Genomic DNA, 22786 nt, shown 5'->3' with positions numbered 1-22786 from the left:
CTTAATGGCCGAGATAGACTTCAATTACTTTCGGGTCCAGCTTCACTTTTTCGGCGGAGCCTTCGGCGAGGATTTTCCCCTGGTGTAACACGGTGACCTTGTCGGCGATCTGCGCGACGAATTGCATATCGTGCTCAATCACAATCACCGAACGGTTTTTAGTAATCTTGCGCAGCAGTTCAGCGGTTTGTTGCCGCTCGCCAACCGACATGCCTGCCACCGGTTCATCCAGCATCAATAATTCCGGGTCCTGAATTAATAACATGCCGATTTCCAGCCATTGCTTTTGGCCGTGACTGAGCAGTTCCGCTTGCATGTGTAGCTGATCGCTGAGAAAAATCATCTCCGCCACTTCATTAACTTTATTGATGACTTCCGCATCGCGCTTAAACGCCAGCGCACCGAACACTGAACGGCCGCGCGGAAAAGAAATCTCCAGGTTTTCAAACACGGTCAAGTCGCCATAGATCGACGGCGTTTGAAATTTACGCCCCACGCCGGCCTTAACGATGTCGTGCTCCTTCATCCGGGTCAGTTCACGGTTGCGAAACCGGATCGAACCTTCGGTGGCTTTGGTTCGACCGCAAATTAAATCCAGCACCGTCGTCTTGCCGGCGCCGTTGGGGCCGATGATTACGCGGATTTCGTTTTCGTCTACATAAAAGCTCAAATTGTTTACGGCTTTAAAACCATCGAAGGACACGGTGAGCCCTTCCACCGCAAGCACATAATCTGTATTACTGGGGATCATGAAGAGCTCCTTCGTTCAGGTTGGATGCAGGTGTTGGCGATGTAGATTTTTTGGTGGAAATTTTTTGCCACAGGGGCTTTAAACGCGGCGCTACATAGGTGTTGTAAAGTCCCGCGAGACCATTCGGAAATGCCATCACCACCGCGATAAATAATCCGCCCATGGCGAACAACCAGAGCTCAGGAAAACTTTCAGAGAAAGAGGTCTTGGCCCAGTTCACCAGCAGCGCGCCGTAGACTGCGCCGATAATCGATAAACGCCCACCCACCGCACAGAAGATCACCATTTCAATAGACGGTACAATGCCCACCAGCGTCGGTGACATAAATCCGACCTGCAAGGTAAACATGGCACCACCGATAGCGGCAAAGATAGCGCCGATACAGAACACAAAGATTTTAAAGTTGGCCACATCGTAACCGGAGAAGCGCACGCGATCTTCCTTATCGCGCATCGCCACCAACAGACGCCCCAGTTTACTTTTGCGAATAAACTGCGCGATAAACAGACACACAAACAACATGAACACGCACAGGAAATAAAATACATATTTGGCACTATCGGTGCGGATATCCCAACCGTGCAAGGTGCGAAGATCGGTAATCCCATTAACTCCCCCGGTATAACCTTGCTGGCCGATAATCAGGATCGTAAGGATCGCGGCAATCGCCTGGGTAATAATCGCGAAGTAAACACCGCCCACCCGCCGCTTGAACATCGCAGCGCCGATGATGTAAGCGAAGATCGACGGAATCACGATGATCGCCAGCAGCGTAAAGGTGAAACTGTAGAAGGGCTCCCAGAAAAACGGCAGCTCGGTAATCTGGTTCCAATCCATAAAATCCGGAATGCCGGGTGTAGATTGGATCTTGGTGCTTTCGGGATCAGAGGCTTCCAGTTTGAGGAACATCGCCATGATATAACCGCCCAAACCGAAGAACACGCCCTGCCCTAAACTCAGGATGCCGCCGTAACCCCAACACAACACCAGGCCCACGGCGACGAAAGCATAGGTCAAATATTTACCGACCAAATTCAACCGAAAAATATCCATGCTCAGCGGCAGCACCACAACTAGCAAGAGTGCCAGAATCACAAAGCCCCATAATTCATTTTTCGGTAACAGGGAACGCAAACCTTGATACGACATGACGGAGGTCTCCCTAACGACGAACTTTGAGGGTAAACAAACCTTGTGGGCGCACCATCAGGATCAGCACCACAAACAACAAGGTCAGCACTTTGGCCATAGAGCCACTCATAAAAAATTCCATGGTGGATTGCGCTTGCGAGATGCCAAACGCCGATGCAATCGTGCCCAGCAAACTGGTTGCACCACCAAACACCACCACTAAAAAGGTATCAACAATATAGAGTTGCCCCGATGTCGGTCCGGTGGAACCGATCATGGTAAATGCGCTACCGGCAACACCGGCAATGCCGCAACCCAATGCAAAGGTAATGCGATCAACTTTGGCCGTATTGATACCAACGGCACCGGCCATCGCGCGATTTTGTACCACGGCGCGCACCTGGATTCCCCAGCGCGAGCGATACATCAGGATCGCCACCGCGAGTGAAATACCCAGCGCCAGACACATCACAAAAATACCGTTGATCGGCACTTCAATGGTGTCGGAGATTTGATAGGAACCCATCAGCCAATCCGGCAGGGTTACGCCCACTTCACGAGCGCCGAATACGGTGCGATAAAGTTGTTGCAGGATCAGGCTCAAACCCCAGGTAGCGAGCAGCGTGTCCAGCGGGCGGTTGTATAAAAAGCGAATCATGCTCCATTCCACCAGGGCGCCCAGGGCGGCGGTGACAAGGAAGGCGAGCATCATCGCGAGCAAGAAATAAAAACTGAAAAAATCCGGTAAGTGATTCGCGAAAACTTGCGAGGTTAAATAAGTAATGTAGGCGCCGAGAATCATAAATTCGCCGTGCGCCATGTTAATTACGCCCATTTGTCCAAAGATGATGGCTAACCCCAGCGCCATCAGGACAAAGACGGAAAACAGAATCAATCCGGCGAAGCCTTGCATCGCAAAGATCGACATTAATTCCGAGGTGCTGTAGTCAGCAAACATTCGCATGTCCTCTGTGGAGTGCGCGGCTTGGCGCGGTTTGATATTTGATAAAGTGCGGGTGGATCATGATGTTGAATTTGTTTAGTTCTTCCCGTTTGTTCTTGTCGGATTACGCCGCGCAGTGCGCGGCTAATCCGACCTACGTCTGTTACTGGTAGCCTTTGGGGAATGGATCGGGTTCGATCAATTCTTTGGTCTCGTAGACGACTTTGTATTGGCCGTCGCTTTGGGCATGACCGATACGGGTTTTGGACCAGAGGTGATGGTTAGGGTGAATCTTCACGTAGCCTTCCGGCGCGGTGGTTAATTCAATACCGGGTGATGCGGCGCGCACTTTATCGATGTCGAATGAGCCCGCTTTTTCTACCGCCGCTTTCCACAACCAGGGGCCCAGATAAGCGGCTTGGGTTACGTCGCCAATCACGATGTCATTACCCCAGCGCTCTTTGAAGGCTTTTACGAATGCCTGGTTGTTTTCATTGGGCAGACTTTGGAAATATTTCATCGCCGCGTAAGCGCCCACCATGTTCTCACCACCGATACCGAGGATCTCGTCTTCAGTCACAGAGATGGTTAACACCAGCGGCTTTTCTTTGGTCATATCAATACCGGCAGCTTTCAATTGTTTGTAGAAGGCCACGTTGGAACCACCGACCACAATCGCGTAGATCACGTCGGGTTTACGCAGTTTGATCTTGTTGATTACCGAGTTAAATTGCGTGTGGCCCAGCGGGTAATATTCTTCACCCACAACTTTCAGGCCCAATTTTTCGATGTGCTTGCGCGCGATCTTGTTGGAGGTGCGCGGCCAGATGTAATCCGAACCGAGCAGGTAAAAGGTTTTTGCGTCTTTGTTTTTTACCACCCAATCGATACCGGCAATGATTTGTTGCGTGGCTTCCTGACCGGTGTAGATCACGTTGGGTGATTGTTCGAGACCTTCGTAGAAAGTCGGGTAGTAGAGCATGCCGTTGTATTGCTCGAAGATCGGCAGTACGGCTTTGCGCGATGCGGAAGTCCAGCAGCCGAATACGGCGGCAACTTTGTCGTTCACTAACAGTTTGCGGGATTTTTCGGCGAAGGTTGGCCAGTCGCTCGCGCCGTCTTCCTGGATAAATTCGATCTTGCGTCCGAGCACGCCGCCCATGGCATTGATTTGTTCGATGGCGAGTTTTTCGGCTTGTACGGAGCCGGTTTCACTGATGGCCATGGTGCCGGTGACAGAGTGGAGGATGCCGACTTTGACAGTACTGTCAGTAACGGCGAGCCCGGTGGTATTAACCTCGGCTGCGTGTGTGGCGGCGGCGATCAGTGCGAGTGATGCGGCCAGGGTTTTTAGTGTGTTGAGTATCGGCGAGCGTGAGCTGCCGGTTCTGGTTTGTTGCCTACGCATGGTCTTTCCTCTTTGTGTATTGAAAAGCCGGGGGATTTTTTCGGTGTTGGTGTTGCGTTCCCAGGTACAGACACGGTGTGCCCACGGTTCTTATTCTGGGGTGAGTGGGGTGTTGAGCCCATTCGACAAATGCCTTAGGGGGGTACGTCATTTGACGCATACCTTGTTTTTTTGAATGACGTTATTTTCGGGCGCGTTATAAGGATGATTAGGAGTGGTGAGACTGGAGGGGACATGCCTTCGGTATAGGCTACTGCGACACGCCGTGAATACATCCTTGTAGGCTCGGCACCGGCATCCCTTCGCGCTCCCGGCGCTTCGGGAAACTTCCCACATCCCTGTGGGTCGTCCATGCCGGTGACGGTCGCTGTAGCCTATACCGAAGGCATGTCTGCAAGTGCGAAGTAAAACTCCTGATGGTATGGGTTTTGATAGAGGTAATCATGTGTGCTGCGCGGATGAGATATGTGCCGAAACATGCAGCGCGTAGCTCGGAATGTTTTTGTTTACAGCACTAAGACAGCGCACCCAGCTTTAAAGCGCACCAAAACATATCACTCGCTTGCGCAGGGAGATATTTTTTCCTGGAAGAATGACTTTAAGGAACCGCTGGAAAATGTTTGCGAGGCAGCCAGCGCAAGGCAAAAACAAGAGAAAAAGCGGAGTTTACATCGAGTAAATGAGCATTTTGAGCTTGTTTTTAACGCCGCGATGGCAACGCAGGTAATTTTTCAGCGGTTCCTTAGGAAACTCCATGACGGCCAAGCAACACATCTTTCGCGTACGACGTAATTACAACCAGTGGGTCGCTAACCAGACTCTGGAAGACTATGCCTTGCGTTTTACCGCGAAGAGTGCGCGGCGGTGGTCGCGGGCGCGGGTGGCGACGACGGCGTTGGGGGCGATTTCGTTTTTGGCGTTGGAGGCGATTGGTGGGGCGATTACCTTGCATTATGGTTTTAATAATGCGGTGGCGGCGATTTGTACGGTTGGGTTGATTATTTTTTTGACGGCGATTCCGATCAGTTATTACGCGGCGAAGTATGGGGTGGATATTGATCTGCTGACGCGTGGGGCGGGGTTTGGTTATATCGGGTCGACGATTACGTCGTTAATCTATGCGTCGTTTACGTTTATCTTTTTTGCGCTGGAAGCGGCGATCATGGCGATGGCGTTGGAGCTGTTGTTTGATATTCCGCTGGTATATGGCTATTTGATCAGTGCGCTGGTGGTGATTCCGCTGGTGACTCACGGTATTACGTTTATCAGCCGTTTCCAGCTGTGGAGCCAGCCGGTGTGGGTGGTGCTGCAGTTGTTGCCGTTTGTTTTTATTATTTATATCGACGCGAGTGCGGTGGAGAGTTGGACGGCATTTACGGGTACTGAGCAAAGAGTGGATACAGATTCCATTCCCGGTGTGAATATTTTATTTTTCGGCGCGGCCTCGGCGGTGATGTTTTCGTTAATTGCGCAGATTGGTGAGCAGGTGGATTTCTTGCGCTTCCTGCCAGCGCCGACGCCAAAGACGCGTGTGCGTTGGTGGTGCGCGTTGATGGCGGGTGGGCCGGGGTGGATTGTTATTGGTGTGTTGAAGATTCTTGCCGGTTCTTTTCTCGCGGTATTGGCGCTTAATCACGGCGTGCCATTATTGGAATCCGCTGATCCGACGCGGATGTATATGGTGGCGTTCAGTTACATTACCTATTCACCGGAAGTGTCGCTGGCGGTGGCGGGGATTTTTGTGATCCTGTGTCAACTTAAAATTAATGTCACCAATGCCTATGCCGGTTCCATTGCCTGGTCGAATTTTTTCTCGCGTTTAACCCATAGCCATCCTGGCCGTGTGGTGTGGCTGGTGTTTAATGTCACCATCGCGTTGCTGCTGATGGAGCTGGGCGTTTATCACGCACTGGAACAAACCCTCGGGGTTTACGGCATTGTGGCGGTGGCCTGGCTCGGTGCTTTGGTCGCAGATCTGATGATCAATAAACCTCTGGGATTCAGTCCAAAACATATTGAATTTAAACGCGCCCACCTGTACGACATTAATCCTGTAGGTTTCGGTGCGATGTTGCTCGCGTCCGCTATCGGTATAACCTGCCACACCGGTGCGCTCGGTGATGTCGCACAAGCCTTGTCTCATTTCATTGCCCTGCTGGCCTCGCTGATTATTGCTCCGCTGATCGCCTGGGGCACCAAGGGGCGTTACTACATTGCGCGGCCGGTGGTGGAGATCAGCACGATCGACGGCACCGTCCATTGTTGTATCTGCGAACATAAATTCGAGCGCGAAGATGTTACCTACTGCCCGGCCTATGCCGGTCATATCTGTTCGTTATGCTGTTCGCTCGATGCGCGTTGTAACGACCACTGTAAACCCGGCGCCGGTTATGCTGAACAGCTGCGCGGATTCTTTACCGCGTTTTTACCGGAGTGGCTGACACCCAATATCAATTCACGTATCGGCCATTTTCTGACGCTGGTGATCATCATCAACGGCTTATCCGCCGTATTGCTGTCAATGATTTATTTTCAAACGCTGACCGAAGACATTGCGACGGCGCAGTTGCTGGCGACAACCCTGTGGAAGGTGTTTTTCCTGCTAGTGATCATCACCGGGGTGGTGAGTTGGTTGTTTGTATTGGCTCACGAAAGCCGCGTGGTTGCACAGGAAGAAACCCAACGCCAAACCCGTTTGTTGATGGAAGAAATTGTTGCCCACGAACGCACCGACAAAGCATTACAGGAAGCCAAGGAACACGCCGAAGCGGCCAACCTTGCCAAGAGCCGTTACCTGACCGGTATCAGCCACGAATTGCGCTCACCATTAAATGCCGTTCTGGGTTACACCCAACTGCTGGAAAAAGATCCGGCCATGCCAGCGAATCGCAAAGATGCACTGGCGGTAATTCGCCGCAGTGGCGAGCATCTGGCCGATTTGATTGAAGGCTTGCTGGATATCTCCAAGATTGAAGCGGGCCGTCTGGATTTACACAAAGATCAGGTGCGCCTGTCGGTGCTGATGGACCAACTGGTGAACATGTTTCGTTTGCAGGCGGAAGCAAAAGGCTTGGTATTTGAATACCATTGCAATGATCGTTTGCCGGAATTTGTGCATACCGATGAAAAGCGCTTGCGCCAGATTTTAATCAATCTGTTATCCAACGCGATCAAATACACGGAACAAGGCAAGGTTAGTTTCACCTTGCGTTACCGCAATCAGGTGGCAGAGTTCAGCGTGCAGGACACTGGAGAAGGCATTGCACCGGAAGATATTGAACGCATCTTCCGCCCTTTCGAGCGCGTGCGTAAACCTGGCTGCACCGCCTTGGGAACCGGTTTGGGTTTAACCATTACGCGCTTGCTGGCAGAAATTATGGGCGGCGACATTTCGGTAAAAAGCACACCGGGCCAAGGCAGTTTATTTAAAGCGAGTTTGATGCTGTCGAGTGTTAGTAAACCACTGCCAGAATCGATTACCGCACCAGCGCAAACCATCTATGGGTATCGCGGCAAGGTGCGCCATGTGATGATCGTGGATGATGAAGCACCGCACCGGCACTTGTTGCGTGCGATGCTAATGCCGCTCGGTTTTAATATCAGTGAGGTCGGCAATTCACTGTTAGCCATGGAACAACTGCAACAGGAAACCGATAACGGCAACGCGCCGGATCTTATCCTGCTGGATGTATCCATGCCTGGCTTGAACGGCTGGGAACTGGCTGCACAGTTGCGCGAATCCGGTTATCACGCACCGATTATCATGGTATCCGCCGATGCCAGCGAAGGTCGCAATCGTCCCAAAGACAAAACCGACAGGCCGCCACTGCACGATGCTTATGTAATAAAACCAGTGCGGCTTAACTTGCTGCTGGAACATATCGGCCGCTTACTCAATTTAACCTGGTGTTATGAAAAATCACCGACAAGCAACACTGTTCACATACCCGCTCCGGTGATTCCTGTTCTACAACTACCGGACGATATTCATATCAAGCGGTTGCGCGAATTAGCCATTATCGGCCACAAAAAGGGATTACAGGATTACCTGCAACAACTGGAGCACAACCGTCAGGCGCAGCCGGGCTTTATTGAACACATCAGAACCTTCGTCAACAATTTTCAGTTTGAAAAGATCATCACACTGCTGGGCAAACACACAACAGAATCAACGGGTGTCAGTTATGAACAACCATAAAAAACAGCGTCCTGTGGTATTAGTCGTCGATGATGCGATTGACAGCATCCATATGCTTAACGATGTCCTGGAAGACGCAGCGTTTACCGTACTGGTGGCATTGGAGGGCGCACAGGCGTTAACCATTACCCAAAACATTACGCCGGATATTATCCTGCTCGATGCAATCATGCCCAATATGGATGGCTTTGAAACCTGCCGCCGTTTGAAACAGAACCCTGACCTGGCGAACGTGCCGATTATCTTTATGACCGGCCTTAGCGATACCGAACATGTGGTGATGGGACTCGGCGCCGGTGGAGTGGATTACATCACCAAACCGATCAACGCCGAAGAATTGGTTGCGCGTATGCGTGTGCATCTTACCAATGCACGCATGACCCAAAGTGCGCGCAGTGCCCTAGATACTGCCGGTCAATTTTTATTGGCCACCGATCAACAGGGGCATTTATTGTGGGCCACGCCCCAGGTGCACCACTTGTTACAAACTGCCGGCGTCGATGAACCGACCCAACGCGCCGCTATCAGCCTCGCCCTGCGCGAGTGGCTGGCGCATAAACCGGATGGCGGGCACAGTCTCAGTTTTAATTTCTTACCGCGCACACTGAGTGTGGAACTTCTTGCAGTAGTTGATAACAAGGAATATTTGTTGCGCCTGAGCGATACGCCGAAACCCGCCGCCGCTACCGATGCGTTTAAACAACAATTTGCGGTGACCGGGCGCGAGGCTGATGTGTTGCTATGGATTGCCAACGGCAAAACCAATCGCGAAATCGGCCAGATTCTGGAGATGAGTCCACGCACCGTCAATAAACACCTGGAACAGATATTCCGCAAACTCGGGGTAGAAAATCGCACCTCAGCGGCGGCCGTGGCGATCCGTTGTCTCGCCAAGGCCTGATGAACAGTTGATTACTCGAATCCCGAGGTCCGGTATATGGAGACTCCTCCTTCCCAGGGAATCTCACCCGGCGTGTTTATCACACGGACTGAAAAATAGTTATCTCCCGGAACCAACGGCGCTTCGACTGAAAAACGTCCTCGGTCTTCCGTCACTTCGGTGATCGTTACCGGTAGCTCACTGGGCAAGTGATCTGCAACCAGTACCAGCCCATGCCATTCAATATTATGTTGCGGCCCCGGTATACCGAAGGTGCCAGTTAAGGTAATGGACTCTTCATCCGTTCGTACATCTTGCTGATCTAGCTCAACATATATTTCCGCCGGGTGATAGGTCACCGTTGCGCGATGCTCCAGGTAACCATTGGGTGAATCCAAAGAAATATCAAAACGGTTATACCAGCCGGACAGATAGTAAGTGACCTCAAAGCGATACAGTCCGTCCTCTACCGGAATAAGCGCCGCGGGTTCACTGCCGACCATAAGCATCAGGTCTCCTTCTCCCCAGTAGCTGTGCACCTCACCGGTAATGACCACAAACGGTTGTTCGGTATTCGCCGGGTAATTGATGTTCACAAGTTCAGTGGTCGGCATGAAATACATGTGCACATCCAGCGTGGAGTAATTGCCCGCCTGATCATAGGCAATGAGGGTAAAATAATTTTCACCGGGCACCAGCGTCAAATCCGCTGAATAGGTATCGCCATTGGCAACCAGGGGAATATCTTCCCGCAGCGCTCTCAAAACCACGCTGGCAATGCCGCTTGCGTTATCCCCGGTATCTCTGATGATCGCACTGAAACTCGCCCGATTGGAATCGGGTTCCTCATCCCATAAGGTATCAACAATATCCGGCGGAGCTGTATCGGTGGGCTGCTGTTCATCAGAGGCCTTACAGATCTTTTTAAAATTCAACACCTTCGCAGCCGTCGCATCATACGTAATTTGGCTTTCTGTACGCAGCTCAACAAATCTTGCCACTACAGCACCGGTGATGCGTGCGCGATGATGCATAAATATCTCGCTTTCAGCGCGTACAAAAGCATATGTCTGGCTACCGACATAAAATTCGGCAGAACCGTAGGTATAGATAGTCATACGAGACGGATTTCTACTAGCCGCGTTCAATTTAACGTTCAACGGCACTAGCAGCGGGTCAATAACATAAAGATTAACCGTGCCCTCGCCCAACACATCAATGCGACTTTCCACCTCCAGACGTAAATCGCGAACCCAATACTCTCCGGCAGGCAAGCGCACCGTTCCCTTATAACCTACATGTAAGCGGTCGATAAGGTATACATCGTGCTGGGGGGAGAACTCTGCGGTCGCCCATTGCGCTACCGTTACCTGTCCAAACTGGTTCACACCATCGGCGCCCACGGTCATTTTTTTATTCGCCGGAATGGAAAATTCTACCGTGGATTGCGTACGCTGCTTTCGTTTGTCGCGCGGCTTCGGCAATACCTGTTCTGTAGCAAAGCAGTCATCTACCGAACAACTTTTATGTATAGACCAGGGGTGATTTTGTACATGATGGGTTTTTATCTCATTAGTCGATTCTTTATAAATCCGTGCGTTGTAATCAAAGTGTACGTAGCTGTTTTTCCCAAACGTCTGGATGCCATTGACGAAAACCTCATCACAATATGGCAGGTCAGCATAAGCCGGGCTTATCCAAAGAGACAGACAGACAAGAAGATTCAGGGATATCAACGAAGAAGATAACCATTTTATTTTCCCAACAAACCATGGACATCGTTTCATGACAGTTTCCTTTTTGAAAATGGGGGAAATGCAACGTCTGTTGCATTAGTGAAATCGATGCCGCAGTGACAGTCTACGGACGATTTACGCAGAAAGGTCTAGTTGGGAATGTGTAGAGTTGCAAGGCTCTCATATACAACGAGACGCCATTAATTATTTATTGTGTAATGCTTGGACTTAATATCCGCCACCTATGTCACATCAACCCTTGTAATTGTAAAAAAGCCTGATATCAGCTTAAACTGCGCCATCTACAGGCAATTCATTTTCCATGAGACGGCTATGTATTTAACCTCGCGAAACATTACCCAAGCTTGCACCAAGCGAAGCGGAAAATGGCGATTCATACCTGGCGTTTTGCTTGCTTTTATCAGTTCACTGTCCGTTATAGCCGCTCAGGCAGCCACTCAGGTCCGGCTGGAAGATAACCAGATTATCTATTCGGGTAGCTTGTCTGTCGAAGCCAATGCCGAGGTTTTTTCACTCTATGAAGCCGCCGTCAAGAAACCCACTGTTCTCTCCATCAAGAGCCCAGGGGGGCCTATAGATGTCGGCCTGGACCTGGGCGAATGGACGCATCAACAAGGCCTGGACGTGCGCGTGGATGAATTCTGTTTTTCGTCCTGCGCCAACTACATCTTTACCGCCGGGGTTAAAAAAATTCTTGGAAAGAATGCGATTGTCGGCTTTCACGGCGGGGCCTCCAGTGAGAGTTTTAATATGGCACAGATGAATGCCACGCTGGCCAGGATACCGGCGGAGCAACGCGAAAAGGTGCGCGAAGAGGTGGAGCAACAACTAAAGGCCTATATAGTCGCCAATAAAAAGCGTGAAGCCAATTTTTACCAGGCCATTGCGGTAGCGCAAAAGATTACCACCCTGGGCCAGCAAGGTGTTTATCACATCTATCAGAAAACCGGATTCAAGGGTTGGTATTATTCGTTGGATGATATGGAGAAACTGGGCTTGAAAAATATCCATGTTGTCGGTGGCGATTGGAACCCCGAGCAACAGGAAAATCGATATAAAATTTATCGTGTATCCCTGGAGAATATTTAGTTTTTATTCCCGCCTTGTCACTAAAGAAAACCGGTTAACCCCCTTGGGGAGCTAACCGGCCCTTGATCACCTAACGCATTACTGAACGACCCACGAATGCGGCGCAGACACATTATTGCCCTCGCCGCGCGTTGCGGTGTTCACGGTAAAATAATAGGTCAAGGTATTACCCACTTGTTGGTTCGGAATCACCACCTCAAAGCTGTTACCGCTGGTGCGTGTCATCCCATTCCAACCGGGCGTGAAACACCAGGCCCAATCCAGATTCTCTTCCGTGGTGAAGGTAATCGTCACGCTGCCATTCGCATAGCTGGCGGTTGTGGTATAAGCCACGGTCGCGCCATTAGGTAAAGTCGCATTCGCGCTATAACCCTCGGCAGCGGTACTCGATGAAGAGGCCGCAGAACTGCTGCTGGCAACAGAACTGGATGAGGCGCCACCAGTCTCGCCGTAGGTGATGCTGCTCCAACTGGCTTCAATCGGCCCCGGATAAAATATCTGGCCGCTGGCGGGCGTGTAGGTATAAAAGCGGGCTTCTACCAGATCACCCACTTCGTACGCATTGGACCGCGTGACCTGATAGGTAAATGTACCGTCACCGTTAGCTATTTCTGCACCCACTCTGGTTTGCACATCAATCACATCGTAATCCTGCTGACCGTTGCGACGGGCAAATAAATGCACCTGGTTTTTTTCTTCCGGCAAGCGAATGCTGAATTGCACACTGCCGTTAGCCAGGGGCAGGATATTGACCACACCAATATCGTTCGGCGTATCTATAGAGGATGAGGATGAGGATGAGGATGAGGAAGAAGAGGAAGAAGAACTGTCAGAACTTGCGATGCTGCTGACCGATGACGCGCTGGATGAGCTATCTACAGAGGAACTGCTCACCACCATGCTGGACGCACTACTGGCAATTGAACTTGCCACGGAGCTTGATGAAGACGACGGCGTGCTCACTCCGGATTGACTCATCACTTCCATCTCGCCCGGCCCCACATTCACCACCATGCCATCCGTAAACTCAACGTTTTTACTGTTGGTCAAATCCGCGTTATAGACGATGTATGTGCGCGTATCGTCTTTGATGAACACCGCATAGGTTGCATGGTTTTCCGCTACGACACTTTTGTCGATAGCGCCGTATTGCTGGAAGGTTTTGATCCAGGTAAAGGTGTTAGCCAGTGAGTTACCTTCTTCGGTAAAGGACGATGGTCCACTGACGGAACCGCGCATACGGCCTTCGTTGTTATTAAAATTGGTCAAGGCGCCGGCTGGATCATAGATGCCTTGATACGCGTAGAAGATTGCGTCCCACATGGCGAACTGGGTGCGGCCATTAGCCAGGAATTCATAATTTTTTTGTACATTATCCGGGAATAAACCCAGGTACAACGAGCCGGATTGAATGGGCAACAGAATAATACCGTGCATGGCTTCCGGCAGCCCGCTGAACCAGGTGGCGTAGTCCGTCTTGCCGCCCCACACCAGGGATGCCATAGGCTTGTCGTAATTGGGGTGGTAATTTTCTTCGTACACATTGTTCCAGTATTCCTGGATCGCCGTCATCTCGGTGGTGTACAAATAAATTCCCGCATCGCGCAGCGCGGTGTTGCCGGTTTCTTCGCCCCACAGAATCATCGCTGTCCAGGCGTTCATGGCCTCGGAGGACGATTCATTGTTATTGCCAGCACCAAAACGCGCGTGGCCCGAAGCCCAGGAATGGCCCGCGTAGATATCGAAGTTGCGCAGGAACGGAAACATCTGGCCGCGCTCACTGGTAGCAGCATCGCGCGGACGTTCCCAGTTACCGTAATCGCGAATTAATAATTCCACCATGCCGCCAAAGGCTTGTTGATCTCTCCAGCTGTGATCGTTGCGCGCAATTTCAGCGGCTGCACGCACAAAATAACCGTAATGGAAATGGTGATCATTGAGTTGCGTCAGGCTACCAAAACTGCCATCGATGCCGAGCATTGTTCCCCAGTTGCTGTTGTAGTAAAACAAGTTCTTGGCAAAAGGCGACGGCTCCAGATCGTCAATGACATCGGCCTTTAACCAGCCCTCCAGGCGCCAGGTTAATTCGTCGAGGAATTGTGTTTCTGCGGCGGTATTACCCGATTGCTGGGCAAGGGAAACCAGTGTCGCGACCTTGCCGAGGCGTTTTCCGGTGTAATAGGTATCGCGATGCGTAAAACTTTCGGTGCGCACATTATTTACCAAATCGGACAAGCGGGTTTTATCAGCCGCACTTTCGAGTTCTGGCAAGGTGGGAATCACACCGTGAAAGGTTACCGCTGTGGTAAAGGATTCACCCTCTGCCAATTTCATGGTACCGCGCGGCGTAAAGTATGTATCGCCAGTTAAGCTCGCACCACCTGAAAGATTGCGCCACTGATGCGGGTACAAACCGAACAGGGTGCCGCTGGCGGTGCTCTCCGGATAATCCTGCGTGGTGATGTTATAGGTGGTTAATACCTTGCTGTCACTGCCGCGATAATTCCAACTCACGCGTGTGCCAGTAATGTGGTTGTATGCATAATCTTCCATGTATGCCAACGCCGCGCGATCCGGCAAGGCGGCAACGGAAAAATATTTTTTCCCCGACGGTAAATTCGCGGTGATGGTAGAGGTACCCAGGCCATTCCAGCTTGTGCCCTCCGGTGCAAAGGCGGCGTAATTGCGCCCCTCAACCGAAAAACCAATCACGCGGGAATTTTCCGAACCAGACCAGATTTCTGCCACGCTGGCTGCATCCGGCGCTGTGCTGTCGGTAGAAAATTCCAGCGTGGGATTACCACTGTTGTACACCGCAAACACGTAAGGCGAACCATGACCGAAAGTAAGGTCCATAGACGCACCCGCCGCTTCCATTCGCGCCGTGATAAACCAATCACTGTACTCATGCACACGAGTCGCAAGGTTATCATTCGCCGCGCTGTTGCCCAGCACAAAATCCAGATCTTTAAAATATACCGTGTGATGCAGCGGCGTAGGTGTACCGTTGATCCACTCTTCCACCGGTGCCGGCATGGTCCCCACAAACGCGTAATCCGCACTCCAGTAATCTTCCAGGCGCGGGGTGTAAAGACGCATACCGTTGCGCTCTGCTTTTAGTGCAAACGGATGCGCATAACTCACATTGTGGCTGCCACGGTTACCCCAATCCTGCCAGGGTAAATTGGTACCTTCCCACACCAGCGAACTCCACCAGGAATTGGTGGGTACCGGTTGATCGGCGAGATTATCGGTGAGGTATTGCGTGGTTTGAACATCGCGGTTATCGGGAATCGCCGCGTCAATGCGACTGTCCCACGCATTCAGGTAACTGCCGGCACCAACGCTGACAGTGCTGTTGGTCGGTGTGGTACTGGGCGGTGGATTGGTTTGTGCCGATACCGTGACGGTAGCAAAAAAAAGACTGAGTACTAATGGAGGTAATTTCATTACATCCTTCCTACTTATGTTTATGTTGTTGGTTAATTCACCCCGAAAAAAAGCGCAGCAAAAGACTGCCGCATTGCAAAAAGCAATACGGAAACGACATAACCTGTAGGTACTAATCGGTGTTATGACTAACGCATCATTATTTTTCTGGTTGGTGAATCGTCGTTGTTCAACCTCTGGATTTTTACATTATTATGATTATTAATATTTCGTTGATACCTTGGCTGTGCCTGCATTCCTTGCGCGAGAATTGTTCAATTCCTTCATTCCCATATTCAACAAAAACTGGGAAAAGTTCGTCCCAGTTTTAGGGTTGAGCCAACATGATATGTGTCACTTTTGTTTCACCAAAGAGGGACGCGAAGGAAAGCGTTTGATTTCAATGGGTTAGTAGAGATTTTTAATCAGAGCATCGAGACAGGAATTTTTTGCAGAATTTTTGGTTGGCGCGGAAGGTTGTTTTTTGATAGCGGGAGATAGAAGTTTCAGTGAGAGCGGTGGCGGTATTTTGCGGTTATGTAGGTCGGATTAGCGCAGCGTAATCCGACAACAAAACCGCCAACCGCGATCACCACGTATTAATATCCACCGCACTCCCCACCTTAATCACATCAAACTTCACATTCGCCCCATCCACCTCAATGGTGTAATTCACCGGCGAACCCAAAGCATCACCACTCACCGTGATGTCATACACACCATTGGTTAACGGCACCGTGTAAGCACCCGTCTCAAATACGGCATGAGAACTGCCGTCTACCGTGATCGTAATGCCGGACAAACCTTCGTTCACGCTGTACAGTTCATCACCATCCGCATCTTCGTACACCACACCGGTAAGGAAATAACCGGAGCCGGAGCGGGCGAAATTTTCGGTCAGCATGGATGCACGCCAATTGGTGCCGTCAGCAAAGAAATAACCGTCTTTATGGCCAATACCGATCTCGCGGAAGTTGGTGCTGAGGATATTCAAACGATGTCCTGGCGACTTAAAAAGCCCCTCATGATGGTTAGAGGCCGCAATGGCCAGATCAATGTTATTACCACTGCTACCACTCCATGCAATATTTTCTCCAGATGCCCAGGAACCACTGAAGGTGTAGCCCGCTTCATCCATTCGCTGCGTCGGAGAACTGCCACCCTCGCCTGTATGACTGAATACATCCGCATCGAGCATCCACTCACTGTGTACGCGAGCCGCTTCAATCAATTCCAGGTTAAATGCGAGCGGTGGCTTACGGGCGGATGAAATCGGGTCACCATTAATCCCTTGATTCAAGTCGATGTTGTAACGAGCAGCTTCCGCTTCCGGATCAAAACGCGCGCGGTTAACCAGTTCCAACACCAGGACTTCGTACACCGTTGGTTGCCGTGCAATATCCACCGCAGACGGTGTGGTGCTGACTTCCGCACTGGGGTCACTTTCCATCTCACCATCTACCGCTGTCACCACAAAATAGTAAGTGGTGCCGTTGGTGAGTCCGGTAATTTGATACGGCGGCGTTACATCCTCAATCCAGGTGCCATTGTCATACGCGGCAATATTGTCCGGCTGAATGTTGGGCTCGGTTGCGTAATAGATGTGGTAGCTATCCGCCGAGCTGACCGCGCCCCACTCCAGGGTGACCGACGCATTACCCGGTGCAGCACTAAGACTCTGCGGCGCGCCAAAGACTGACGATGAACTGCTGGAACTTGATGAGGAAGAAGCAGGCGTGCCCGGCGAATCATCGTCACCGCCGGACGAACCACCGCAGGCGACCAGCCCACTGATACACAAACACAACAAGACATTAAGGAATTTATTCATAAGGCACCATCTCTGATTTGTAGTGGCGCCGACGTGAATTCCCTGGCCATTGATCGATAGAATGCTACCAGCGTGCTGTGCCAGCGGCTGCGAAGGTTTTCGCAACCATCGCAACAAAAACTGGCGCAAGTCACAAATCAAAAAAATTACGGACAAGTGCCGATGCTGGCAATCCAGTCCTCAATCAAGGCCGCCCCCGCTTCGTCAACCAGGTTGCTGCCTAACGGCGGCATACCCAGGGCATCGCGACGCTGCATGCGTTGCAGTAACAACGAACGCTCCGGCGCGCCGGGCGCTAACAGCTGCGCATCTGCGATATCCAGATCGCCGTTTTGCGGTACAACGTTGCAGATATTCATATCCGCCAACGCCGTTGTGTGACGCAAATCCAAATTCACATTGGTCGGCCCATCCGGGCGATGGCATTGCGCGCAGTTGGTATGCAAATACGCACGCGCACGCTCGTCCAGCGGCGCAGCAGTATCAGCCGGATTGACCAAACGCGGCAAATTTTCCGGCGTATCGCTTAAGGGATCGCGCAAGGTGTTGATAGCATCGTGGGTAATTAACTGATTCGCCGTGCGGCCGGTTTGCGGGTAGGTCATGTCGCCATTTAATTGCGCGGTCTCCAGGCCGAGGCTGAAACCCGCCGCCGCAGTATGACATTGCATGCATTCACTGCTACTGGGGTAAATCCAGGGTTGACCTTCAATGTCCACCACCTTACCGCCCACCACCAATTCCGCATCGGTGCCGTTGGCGTTCCATTCGTAGGAATAACCGGCCCACTGGCCATCGTTATGCCGCATAAACAAACGCGTTTCGATCAGGCGCTCATGCAAATGGAAATTTTTCATCAACACACTGCCGTTGGGAAATTCCCAATCCTGCGCGGCGTTGATGGTAATAGTGGTATCGTCAGGCAACGCAAGCCAGCGCTGTTTATCGGCACCGTCGGACCAGAAAGGTGCATTGACCGTGTAAGGAATTAAACCGCTGGCCGGTTGGGTTGGATCAGTGGTGTTAACACAACCGGTTTGCGACAGCAGGCGCGGAAAGTTATCGCTGCTGGAACCCGCCGGATCAAGCCGATGAATCTGCCCGTTGTGCGTGACCAGGTACAATTCGTGGTCCATATCCTCCGCAAACGAGGCGATGTTCATGCCGGTTTCTTCGAGCAGATTCAAGGTGTAATCGCCACCCTCCTCCGTTAATCGCCACAGGCGACCGGTAATAAAATCGGCCACCACATACTGCCCGACCAGCCCCGGAATCGTATTACCGCGATACACATAACCACCGGTAATGGATTGCGCATCCGGCTGCGGAATAACCGCCACCGGATCAATCAACCCGGCAGTGCCGCAATTGGTCGACGGGTTGAAACATTGATTACCCTCGCGCAAACGCCAACCGTAATTGCCGCCCAGGGTAACGCGATTAATTTCTTCTATTTCATTCTGCCCCACATCCGCTAACCAGATATCACCGGTGGCCGAATCAAAACTCCACCGCCAGGGATTACGCAAACCCCAGGCAAAAATCTCCGGACAATTTGTGCCCGCGTCGTTAGTGCCATCGAGGTTGGTACACAACGCATTACCGGCAAAGGGATTGCTGTCAGGAATCGCGTAAGGTGTGCCGCCGTCCACATCAAAACGCATGAGCGAGCCAAATACATTGCTGGTGGTTTGCGCGCGATTGCCCGGATCACCACCTGAGCCACCGTCGCCCAGGCTTAAATATAAATAGCCGTCCTCATCAAAACCCAGCTGCCCGCCGTAGTGGTTATCAAAAGGATGCTCAAGGCTCAGCAGAATCTCTTCGGAATCCGGGTCCAGCGTTTGTCCGCCGTCGCTACTGGTAAAGCGCGACAAGGTATCGCGGCTGCGCGCCCCTTCTTCATCGCGAATGTAATACAGAAACACTTCGCCGTTGTTCGCAAAGTCCGGATGAAAGGCCATGGCCAACAACCCCGCCTCATAGGGGCCATCGTCCACACGGGCCTGGATATCAATAAACGTACGCAGATTGGTGCTGGCTGCATTATTGAACACCCGCACCCGCCCCGGCTGCTCAATCACATACCAGCGCGCGTCGTTGCCCGGCTCGTGCAACAAACCCACCGCGCGGGTAAACGACAAGTCATTAAAGACGCGTGTTAATTGAATACTGGAATCCGTCGAAGGCGGCTCGGGGGCGAGGCACGTTGTATTAGCCGGGCGCGCATCCAGCCCGGCCTCTTCAGACGGCGGATTAGGGTTTTGCGGCGGAGGCGGCGCGGGATCAGGCGTATTGTCAGAACCTGACGACCCACCGCACCCGGCGAGGATCAGCAGTATAAAAAGAAGAGGAAGGAAGCACTTGTTCTGCGTCAGGATCGTCATGTAACCCCCGGCATTTTTATATAAGTGATGAACCTATATAGATAACAGCCGACCGGCAAACATTCCGTTGACTAACGCACCCTCTGCGACAAGGGTTAGCTGAAGCACATAAAAAAGGCGGGTTACCCCGCCAAGCACCTTGTTGAAACCGTGGACGAGAAGCTGACAAAGGACCGGGGAACTGCGTCCCCTTTATCCCCAACAACAAGCCAACCCCTACTTGTAAACTGGATATCTGGCCATGTTTGCGCAAACATTTTGTCACATTAAAAAGCAGGATTTCACGAATCCTGCCTCTGTGAACTACTTCGATGCACAAAGTAATACCAGCATTGGTGCGCAATATAACGCCATGAATGGCGGGAGACAAGAGGCGAAGCGAAAAGAAATGTTAGCGCAAACAGGTAGACGCGCGGCGGTCCCTATGGGGCGATAGGGGATGAGCTTTGGCCGCTCTGGTTTCGGGGATGTGGGCGTATTGAGGCTTTATGGGGGCAAACGGGTGAAATGAGGCTAGAATCTTCTTTAGCGCTTCGGTTGTTGGGTGGGTAAGTCCCTCTGCTATCTCAGCAGCCGTATGCGCAGCCCAATGGAAATTACCGCTGCTGGAACCCTGGTTTATACAGGTATATTTCGAGGGGATTTAAATCTGTGCGCGTTTTGCTACTGGTGGTTGCGTGTTATCGGTGGGAGTTTTGAGAAAGTCTTTTTGTGAACAATGACTTGGGCTCGGAGCGAGAATGATAACGCGCAATGCGTGGGAGATTAACGCGCATGCGCGTTTTTGTTCTCAAGCATTCTGTGAAAACTGGAAGTTTAGTTAGTTAAATTAGAGGTTGCTGAGTTTTCTTGATGGAGAAGATGAGGCGGGAAGCGCGCATGCGCGATATTACAATGTTAGCACTCAAAGAAGTATCGGAATATTAAGATGATCGAAGAAATATACACAGCCGTCGAAGAAAAATATTTTTCGTCTGGTGACTTTAATGGAATGCCTATTTACGGCCTTGAAGGCGTCTTCGACATTAATGGTGAAACCTTTAAAGCATCGGTACGGAAAGGAATCGAAGATGACATCCTGACAGCCAGAGTTGATGGTAATCCTCATATCAGAGTTTTTTCAAACATCCCAAAGGACAAAATACTTGAGGCCTTCGATGCTTCAGAATATCCAGGTCATATATGCCTATATCCCCATGAAAAAAGACTGACCAACTCTAACAGGCTTGCCGAATACAGTCAGTCACCTTACGAATTGGAGTTGGCGAGAGGGGCTGGCCAACTCGACTATAGAACTTTCGACTTGTCTGTTTTGGAATACTATCGAAACGACCCTCGCTATTCATACGAAACTGATTTTATTCATGGCCAAATATCCATTACCGATGAGTTTTTTGAGTCTGATAGCGTTCCAGAGCATGATCAGATACTCCTACAGACATTTGGCTTTGCCTACGACGATGATCTAAACAGATATGTAGCAGTCTTTTTGCGATACTTGGGCAATCTTAGCCCTGAGCACCAAAGAGTCTGGGCCGCCAAGGAAGTAAAAGGGAGTATAAAGCTTCATCCTGATTATTATGCTTCGAGTATATTGGGGTCTTGGGGCTCAAGAATGTCAATATTTAGAGCCTTTACACAAGAGCTAAAAATTATCAACGAGATGAGTGTATTGATTGGAAAACCCGCTCTCTTTAGAAATAGTTACGACGAGGAAACTCCTAAAGAGTTTGGGTTTCTTTTGCGGCCTACACAGTCAGAATTCAACAACTTCATGTTGCTTTTAGACAAAATGATGTCAGACAACATCAACAAGAAATTCTTTGAAAATGACGTTGAGCTTGAAAGTGAGAAAGAGCGCGAAGACGGGAAAATTATTGTAAACCAAAAAGGAACAATACAAATCCTAGAGGATTGGATTAATAAATATTTTCGTCCTGCCGATCCTGAACCAATCGAAAATATGATGAAGGCTTTTCGAAAAGTTAGGCAGCTTCGTCAAAAACCCGCACATAAAGTCAATGCTGATGCATTCGATCAGGAGTTGTTCAAACAGCAGCGTAATATAGTCATTAACGCCTATGACGCAGTTAGAACACTACGGTTGATTCTGGCCAACCACCCAAGTGTTAAAGAAAATCCCCCTAAAATAAATGATCGACTATATAAAGGGGAAATATGGGACATCTAAAAGTGCTAACAAGCGGCTGCTGTCGCACTGTTAAAAGCTCCGGCTTCGCCTCCACTTTTACCAGCCGCAGAGTCGGTCGTTAGGCTCACAAATATGTCCAAACCAATGTCACCCGAGCGAGAACGTGAATACAACGAATTACATGCATATATCGATTTCTATTCAACGCATGTGCGAGAAATAGATCCGAATAGCCAGGCACATCCTACAAATGTCTGTAAGCGTATAGTTAAAGAACATGGTCGCTCAATAGCGCTTGAAGGCTTAAGGCAGGCTGTAAATGACACTGTAGAAGATTTAATGCATCAGCCCATTGAGTATATTCAACGACTGGATGCAGCTCTTCATCAGCACGGGCTTGTTACATTTTCTGAAATTCGTCGCCGCTATTCCTCGTCATACAAAAAAATATTGAAACGTGGCAATATTAAAAACGAAACTGAGTACTATATTATTGCCGGAATACTTGCAGATCTTGAATCTAGTGTAGGTGAAGAAGAGCGTGTTCTTATAGAACAGCTTGCAATGCAATATGAAAAGAAGCCTAACAAAGTGTAGCAACCCGCGCACTGCGTGCGCTGGACAGTTTTTAAGTCGCAGCTTTGTGGTTTTGCTGTGCAAAAGTAACCCACAAAGCCGCAACTTAAAAACTGCCGTTGTACACGGCGTTAAATAGGCACTGCCAATGCGAGCACTTGCAGCACTTACGATATTTTTAGTTTCTTGCGCAGTGTATGGCGATGTCAAAGAGCCCTTGCTGCATCCAGATGAAGCCATCCGTGCGGCCGAA

14 protein-coding genes are annotated in these 22786 nt (G+C 50.6%); 6 read left to right on the top strand and 8 right to left on the bottom strand.

Annotated features, from left to right (window positions below; genetic code table 11):
• Position 1: 1 nt before the first annotated feature.
• From urtD to urtA, 4 genes are all read right to left on the bottom strand, one after another.
• Positions 2 to 751 (bottom strand): urea ABC transporter ATP-binding protein UrtD, encoded by a 750-nt coding sequence (gene urtD / locus ACSV5M_RS10675; RefSeq protein ID WP_439176170.1) that lies wholly within the window; start codon positions 749 to 751, stop codon positions 2 to 4.
• On the bottom strand, positions 738 to 1901 hold the full coding sequence (urtC, locus tag ACSV5M_RS10670; protein WP_439176168.1) for an urea ABC transporter permease subunit UrtC: 1164 nt from the start codon (positions 1899 to 1901) through the stop codon (positions 738 to 740). Before urtC ends, urtD begins: the two co-directional genes overlap by 14 nt.
• Before the next feature lie 13 nt (positions 1902 to 1914).
• Positions 1915 to 2841: an urea ABC transporter permease subunit UrtB gene (urtB, locus tag ACSV5M_RS10665; protein ID WP_439176166.1), complete on the bottom strand. Its 927-nt coding sequence runs from the start codon at positions 2839 to 2841 to the stop codon at positions 1915 to 1917.
• A 148-nt stretch (positions 2842 to 2989) separates the two neighbouring features.
• A complete protein-coding gene (gene urtA / locus ACSV5M_RS10660; protein ID WP_439176164.1) occupies positions 2990 to 4234 on the bottom strand; it encodes an urea ABC transporter substrate-binding protein in 1245 nt (414 codons plus the stop codon).
• A 477-nt stretch (positions 4235 to 4711) separates the two neighbouring features.
• Between urtA and ACSV5M_RS10655 the strand changes: the two genes are divergently transcribed.
• Genes ACSV5M_RS10655 through ACSV5M_RS10645 form a run of 3 tightly spaced genes read left to right on the top strand, consistent with a single transcriptional unit; the run spans position 4712 to position 9333 of the window.
• Positions 4712 to 5026 (top strand): hypothetical protein, encoded by a 315-nt coding sequence (locus tag ACSV5M_RS10655; protein WP_439176162.1) that lies wholly within the window; start codon positions 4712 to 4714, stop codon positions 5024 to 5026.
• Positions 4989 to 8432, top strand: a complete 3444-nt coding sequence (locus tag ACSV5M_RS10650; protein WP_439176160.1) for a hybrid sensor histidine kinase/response regulator — start codon at positions 4989 to 4991, stop codon at positions 8430 to 8432. The genes ACSV5M_RS10655 and ACSV5M_RS10650 overlap by 38 nt, the downstream gene beginning before the upstream one ends.
• Entirely contained in the window at positions 8419 to 9333 is a 915-nt protein-coding gene (locus ACSV5M_RS10645) for a response regulator (protein WP_439176158.1), read from the top strand. The genes ACSV5M_RS10650 and ACSV5M_RS10645 overlap by 14 nt, the downstream gene beginning before the upstream one ends.
• A gap of 11 nt (positions 9334 to 9344) precedes the next feature.
• On the opposite strand, the gene ACSV5M_RS10640 is transcribed toward ACSV5M_RS10645, so the two are convergent.
• Complete coding sequence (locus ACSV5M_RS10640; protein WP_439176156.1) at positions 9345 to 11099, bottom strand: hypothetical protein; 1755 nt, start codon at positions 11097 to 11099, stop codon at positions 9345 to 9347.
• 282 nt (positions 11100 to 11381) lie between these two features.
• On the opposite strand from ACSV5M_RS10640, the gene ACSV5M_RS10635 reads away from it, so the two are divergent.
• Entirely contained in the window at positions 11382 to 12158 is a 777-nt protein-coding gene (locus tag ACSV5M_RS10635; RefSeq protein WP_439176154.1) for a hypothetical protein, read from the top strand.
• Positions 12159 to 12236: 78 nt separating this feature from the next.
• Here ACSV5M_RS10635 and ACSV5M_RS10630 read toward each other — a convergent pair whose 3' ends face one another.
• The 3 genes from ACSV5M_RS10630 to ACSV5M_RS10620 all read right to left on the bottom strand — a co-directional run bounded on the left by ACSV5M_RS10630 (position 12237) and on the right by ACSV5M_RS10620 (position 19805).
• The gene (locus tag ACSV5M_RS10630; protein WP_439176152.1) at positions 12237 to 15608 is read right to left on the bottom strand and encodes a glycosyl hydrolase; all 3372 of its coding nucleotides are present in this window, start codon (positions 15606 to 15608) and stop codon (positions 12237 to 12239) included.
• 568 nt (positions 15609 to 16176) lie between these two features.
• The gene (locus ACSV5M_RS10625; protein WP_439176150.1) at positions 16177 to 17418 is read right to left on the bottom strand and encodes a CAP domain-containing protein; all 1242 of its coding nucleotides are present in this window, start codon (positions 17416 to 17418) and stop codon (positions 16177 to 16179) included.
• A gap of 146 nt (positions 17419 to 17564) precedes the next feature.
• Positions 17565 to 19805: a PQQ-dependent sugar dehydrogenase gene (locus tag ACSV5M_RS10620; RefSeq protein ID WP_439176148.1), complete on the bottom strand. Its 2241-nt coding sequence runs from the start codon at positions 19803 to 19805 to the stop codon at positions 17565 to 17567.
• Between the two features lie 928 nt (positions 19806 to 20733).
• On the opposite strand from ACSV5M_RS10620, the gene ACSV5M_RS10615 reads away from it, so the two are divergent.
• Positions 20734 to 21996, top strand: coding sequence for a hypothetical protein (locus tag ACSV5M_RS10615; protein WP_439176146.1), 1263 nt, complete (start codon positions 20734 to 20736; stop codon positions 21994 to 21996).
• 93 nt (positions 21997 to 22089) lie between these two features.
• Positions 22090 to 22554, top strand: coding sequence for a hypothetical protein (locus ACSV5M_RS10610; RefSeq protein WP_439176144.1), 465 nt, complete (start codon positions 22090 to 22092; stop codon positions 22552 to 22554).
• Positions 22555 to 22786 lie beyond the last annotated feature (232 nt).

The sequence above is a fragment of the Cellvibrio sp. ARAG 10.3 genome, from assembly GCF_051846955.1.
Classification (GTDB): Bacteria; Pseudomonadota; Gammaproteobacteria; order Pseudomonadales; family Cellvibrionaceae; genus Cellvibrio.
Note: the sequence above shows the minus strand (reverse complement) of the source record. Positions and strands in the feature narration are given on the sequence as shown.

Excerpts from the sequence above, each read along its gene's own strand:
- urtD (WP_439176170.1), bottom strand. The coding sequence starts at position 751 with ATGATCCCCAGTAATACAGATTATGTGCTTGCGGTGGAAGGGCTCACC.
- urtC (WP_439176168.1), bottom strand. The coding sequence starts at position 1,901 with ATGTCGTATCAAGGTTTGCGTTCCCTGTTACCGAAAAATGAATTATGG.
- urtB (WP_439176166.1), bottom strand. The coding sequence starts at position 2,841 with ATGTTTGCTGACTACAGCACCTCGGAATTAATGTCGATCTTTGCGATG.
- urtA (WP_439176164.1), bottom strand. The coding sequence starts at position 4,234 with ATGCGTAGGCAACAAACCAGAACCGGCAGCTCACGCTCGCCGATACTC.
- ACSV5M_RS10655 (WP_439176162.1), top strand. The coding sequence starts at position 4,712 with ATGCAGCGCGTAGCTCGGAATGTTTTTGTTTACAGCACTAAGACAGCG.
- ACSV5M_RS10650 (WP_439176160.1), top strand. The coding sequence starts at position 4,989 with ATGACGGCCAAGCAACACATCTTTCGCGTACGACGTAATTACAACCAG.
- ACSV5M_RS10645 (WP_439176158.1), top strand. The coding sequence starts at position 8,419 with ATGAACAACCATAAAAAACAGCGTCCTGTGGTATTAGTCGTCGATGAT.
- ACSV5M_RS10640 (WP_439176156.1), bottom strand. The coding sequence starts at position 11,099 with ATGAAACGATGTCCATGGTTTGTTGGGAAAATAAAATGGTTATCTTCT.
- ACSV5M_RS10635 (WP_439176154.1), top strand. The coding sequence starts at position 11,382 with ATGTATTTAACCTCGCGAAACATTACCCAAGCTTGCACCAAGCGAAGC.
- ACSV5M_RS10630 (WP_439176152.1), bottom strand. The coding sequence starts at position 15,608 with ATGAAATTACCTCCATTAGTACTCAGTCTTTTTTTTGCTACCGTCACG.
- ACSV5M_RS10625 (WP_439176150.1), bottom strand. The coding sequence starts at position 17,418 with ATGAATAAATTCCTTAATGTCTTGTTGTGTTTGTGTATCAGTGGGCTG.
- ACSV5M_RS10620 (WP_439176148.1), bottom strand. The coding sequence starts at position 19,805 with ATGACGATCCTGACGCAGAACAAGTGCTTCCTTCCTCTTCTTTTTATA.
- ACSV5M_RS10615 (WP_439176146.1), top strand. The coding sequence starts at position 20,734 with ATGATCGAAGAAATATACACAGCCGTCGAAGAAAAATATTTTTCGTCT.
- ACSV5M_RS10610 (WP_439176144.1), top strand. The coding sequence starts at position 22,090 with ATGTCCAAACCAATGTCACCCGAGCGAGAACGTGAATACAACGAATTA.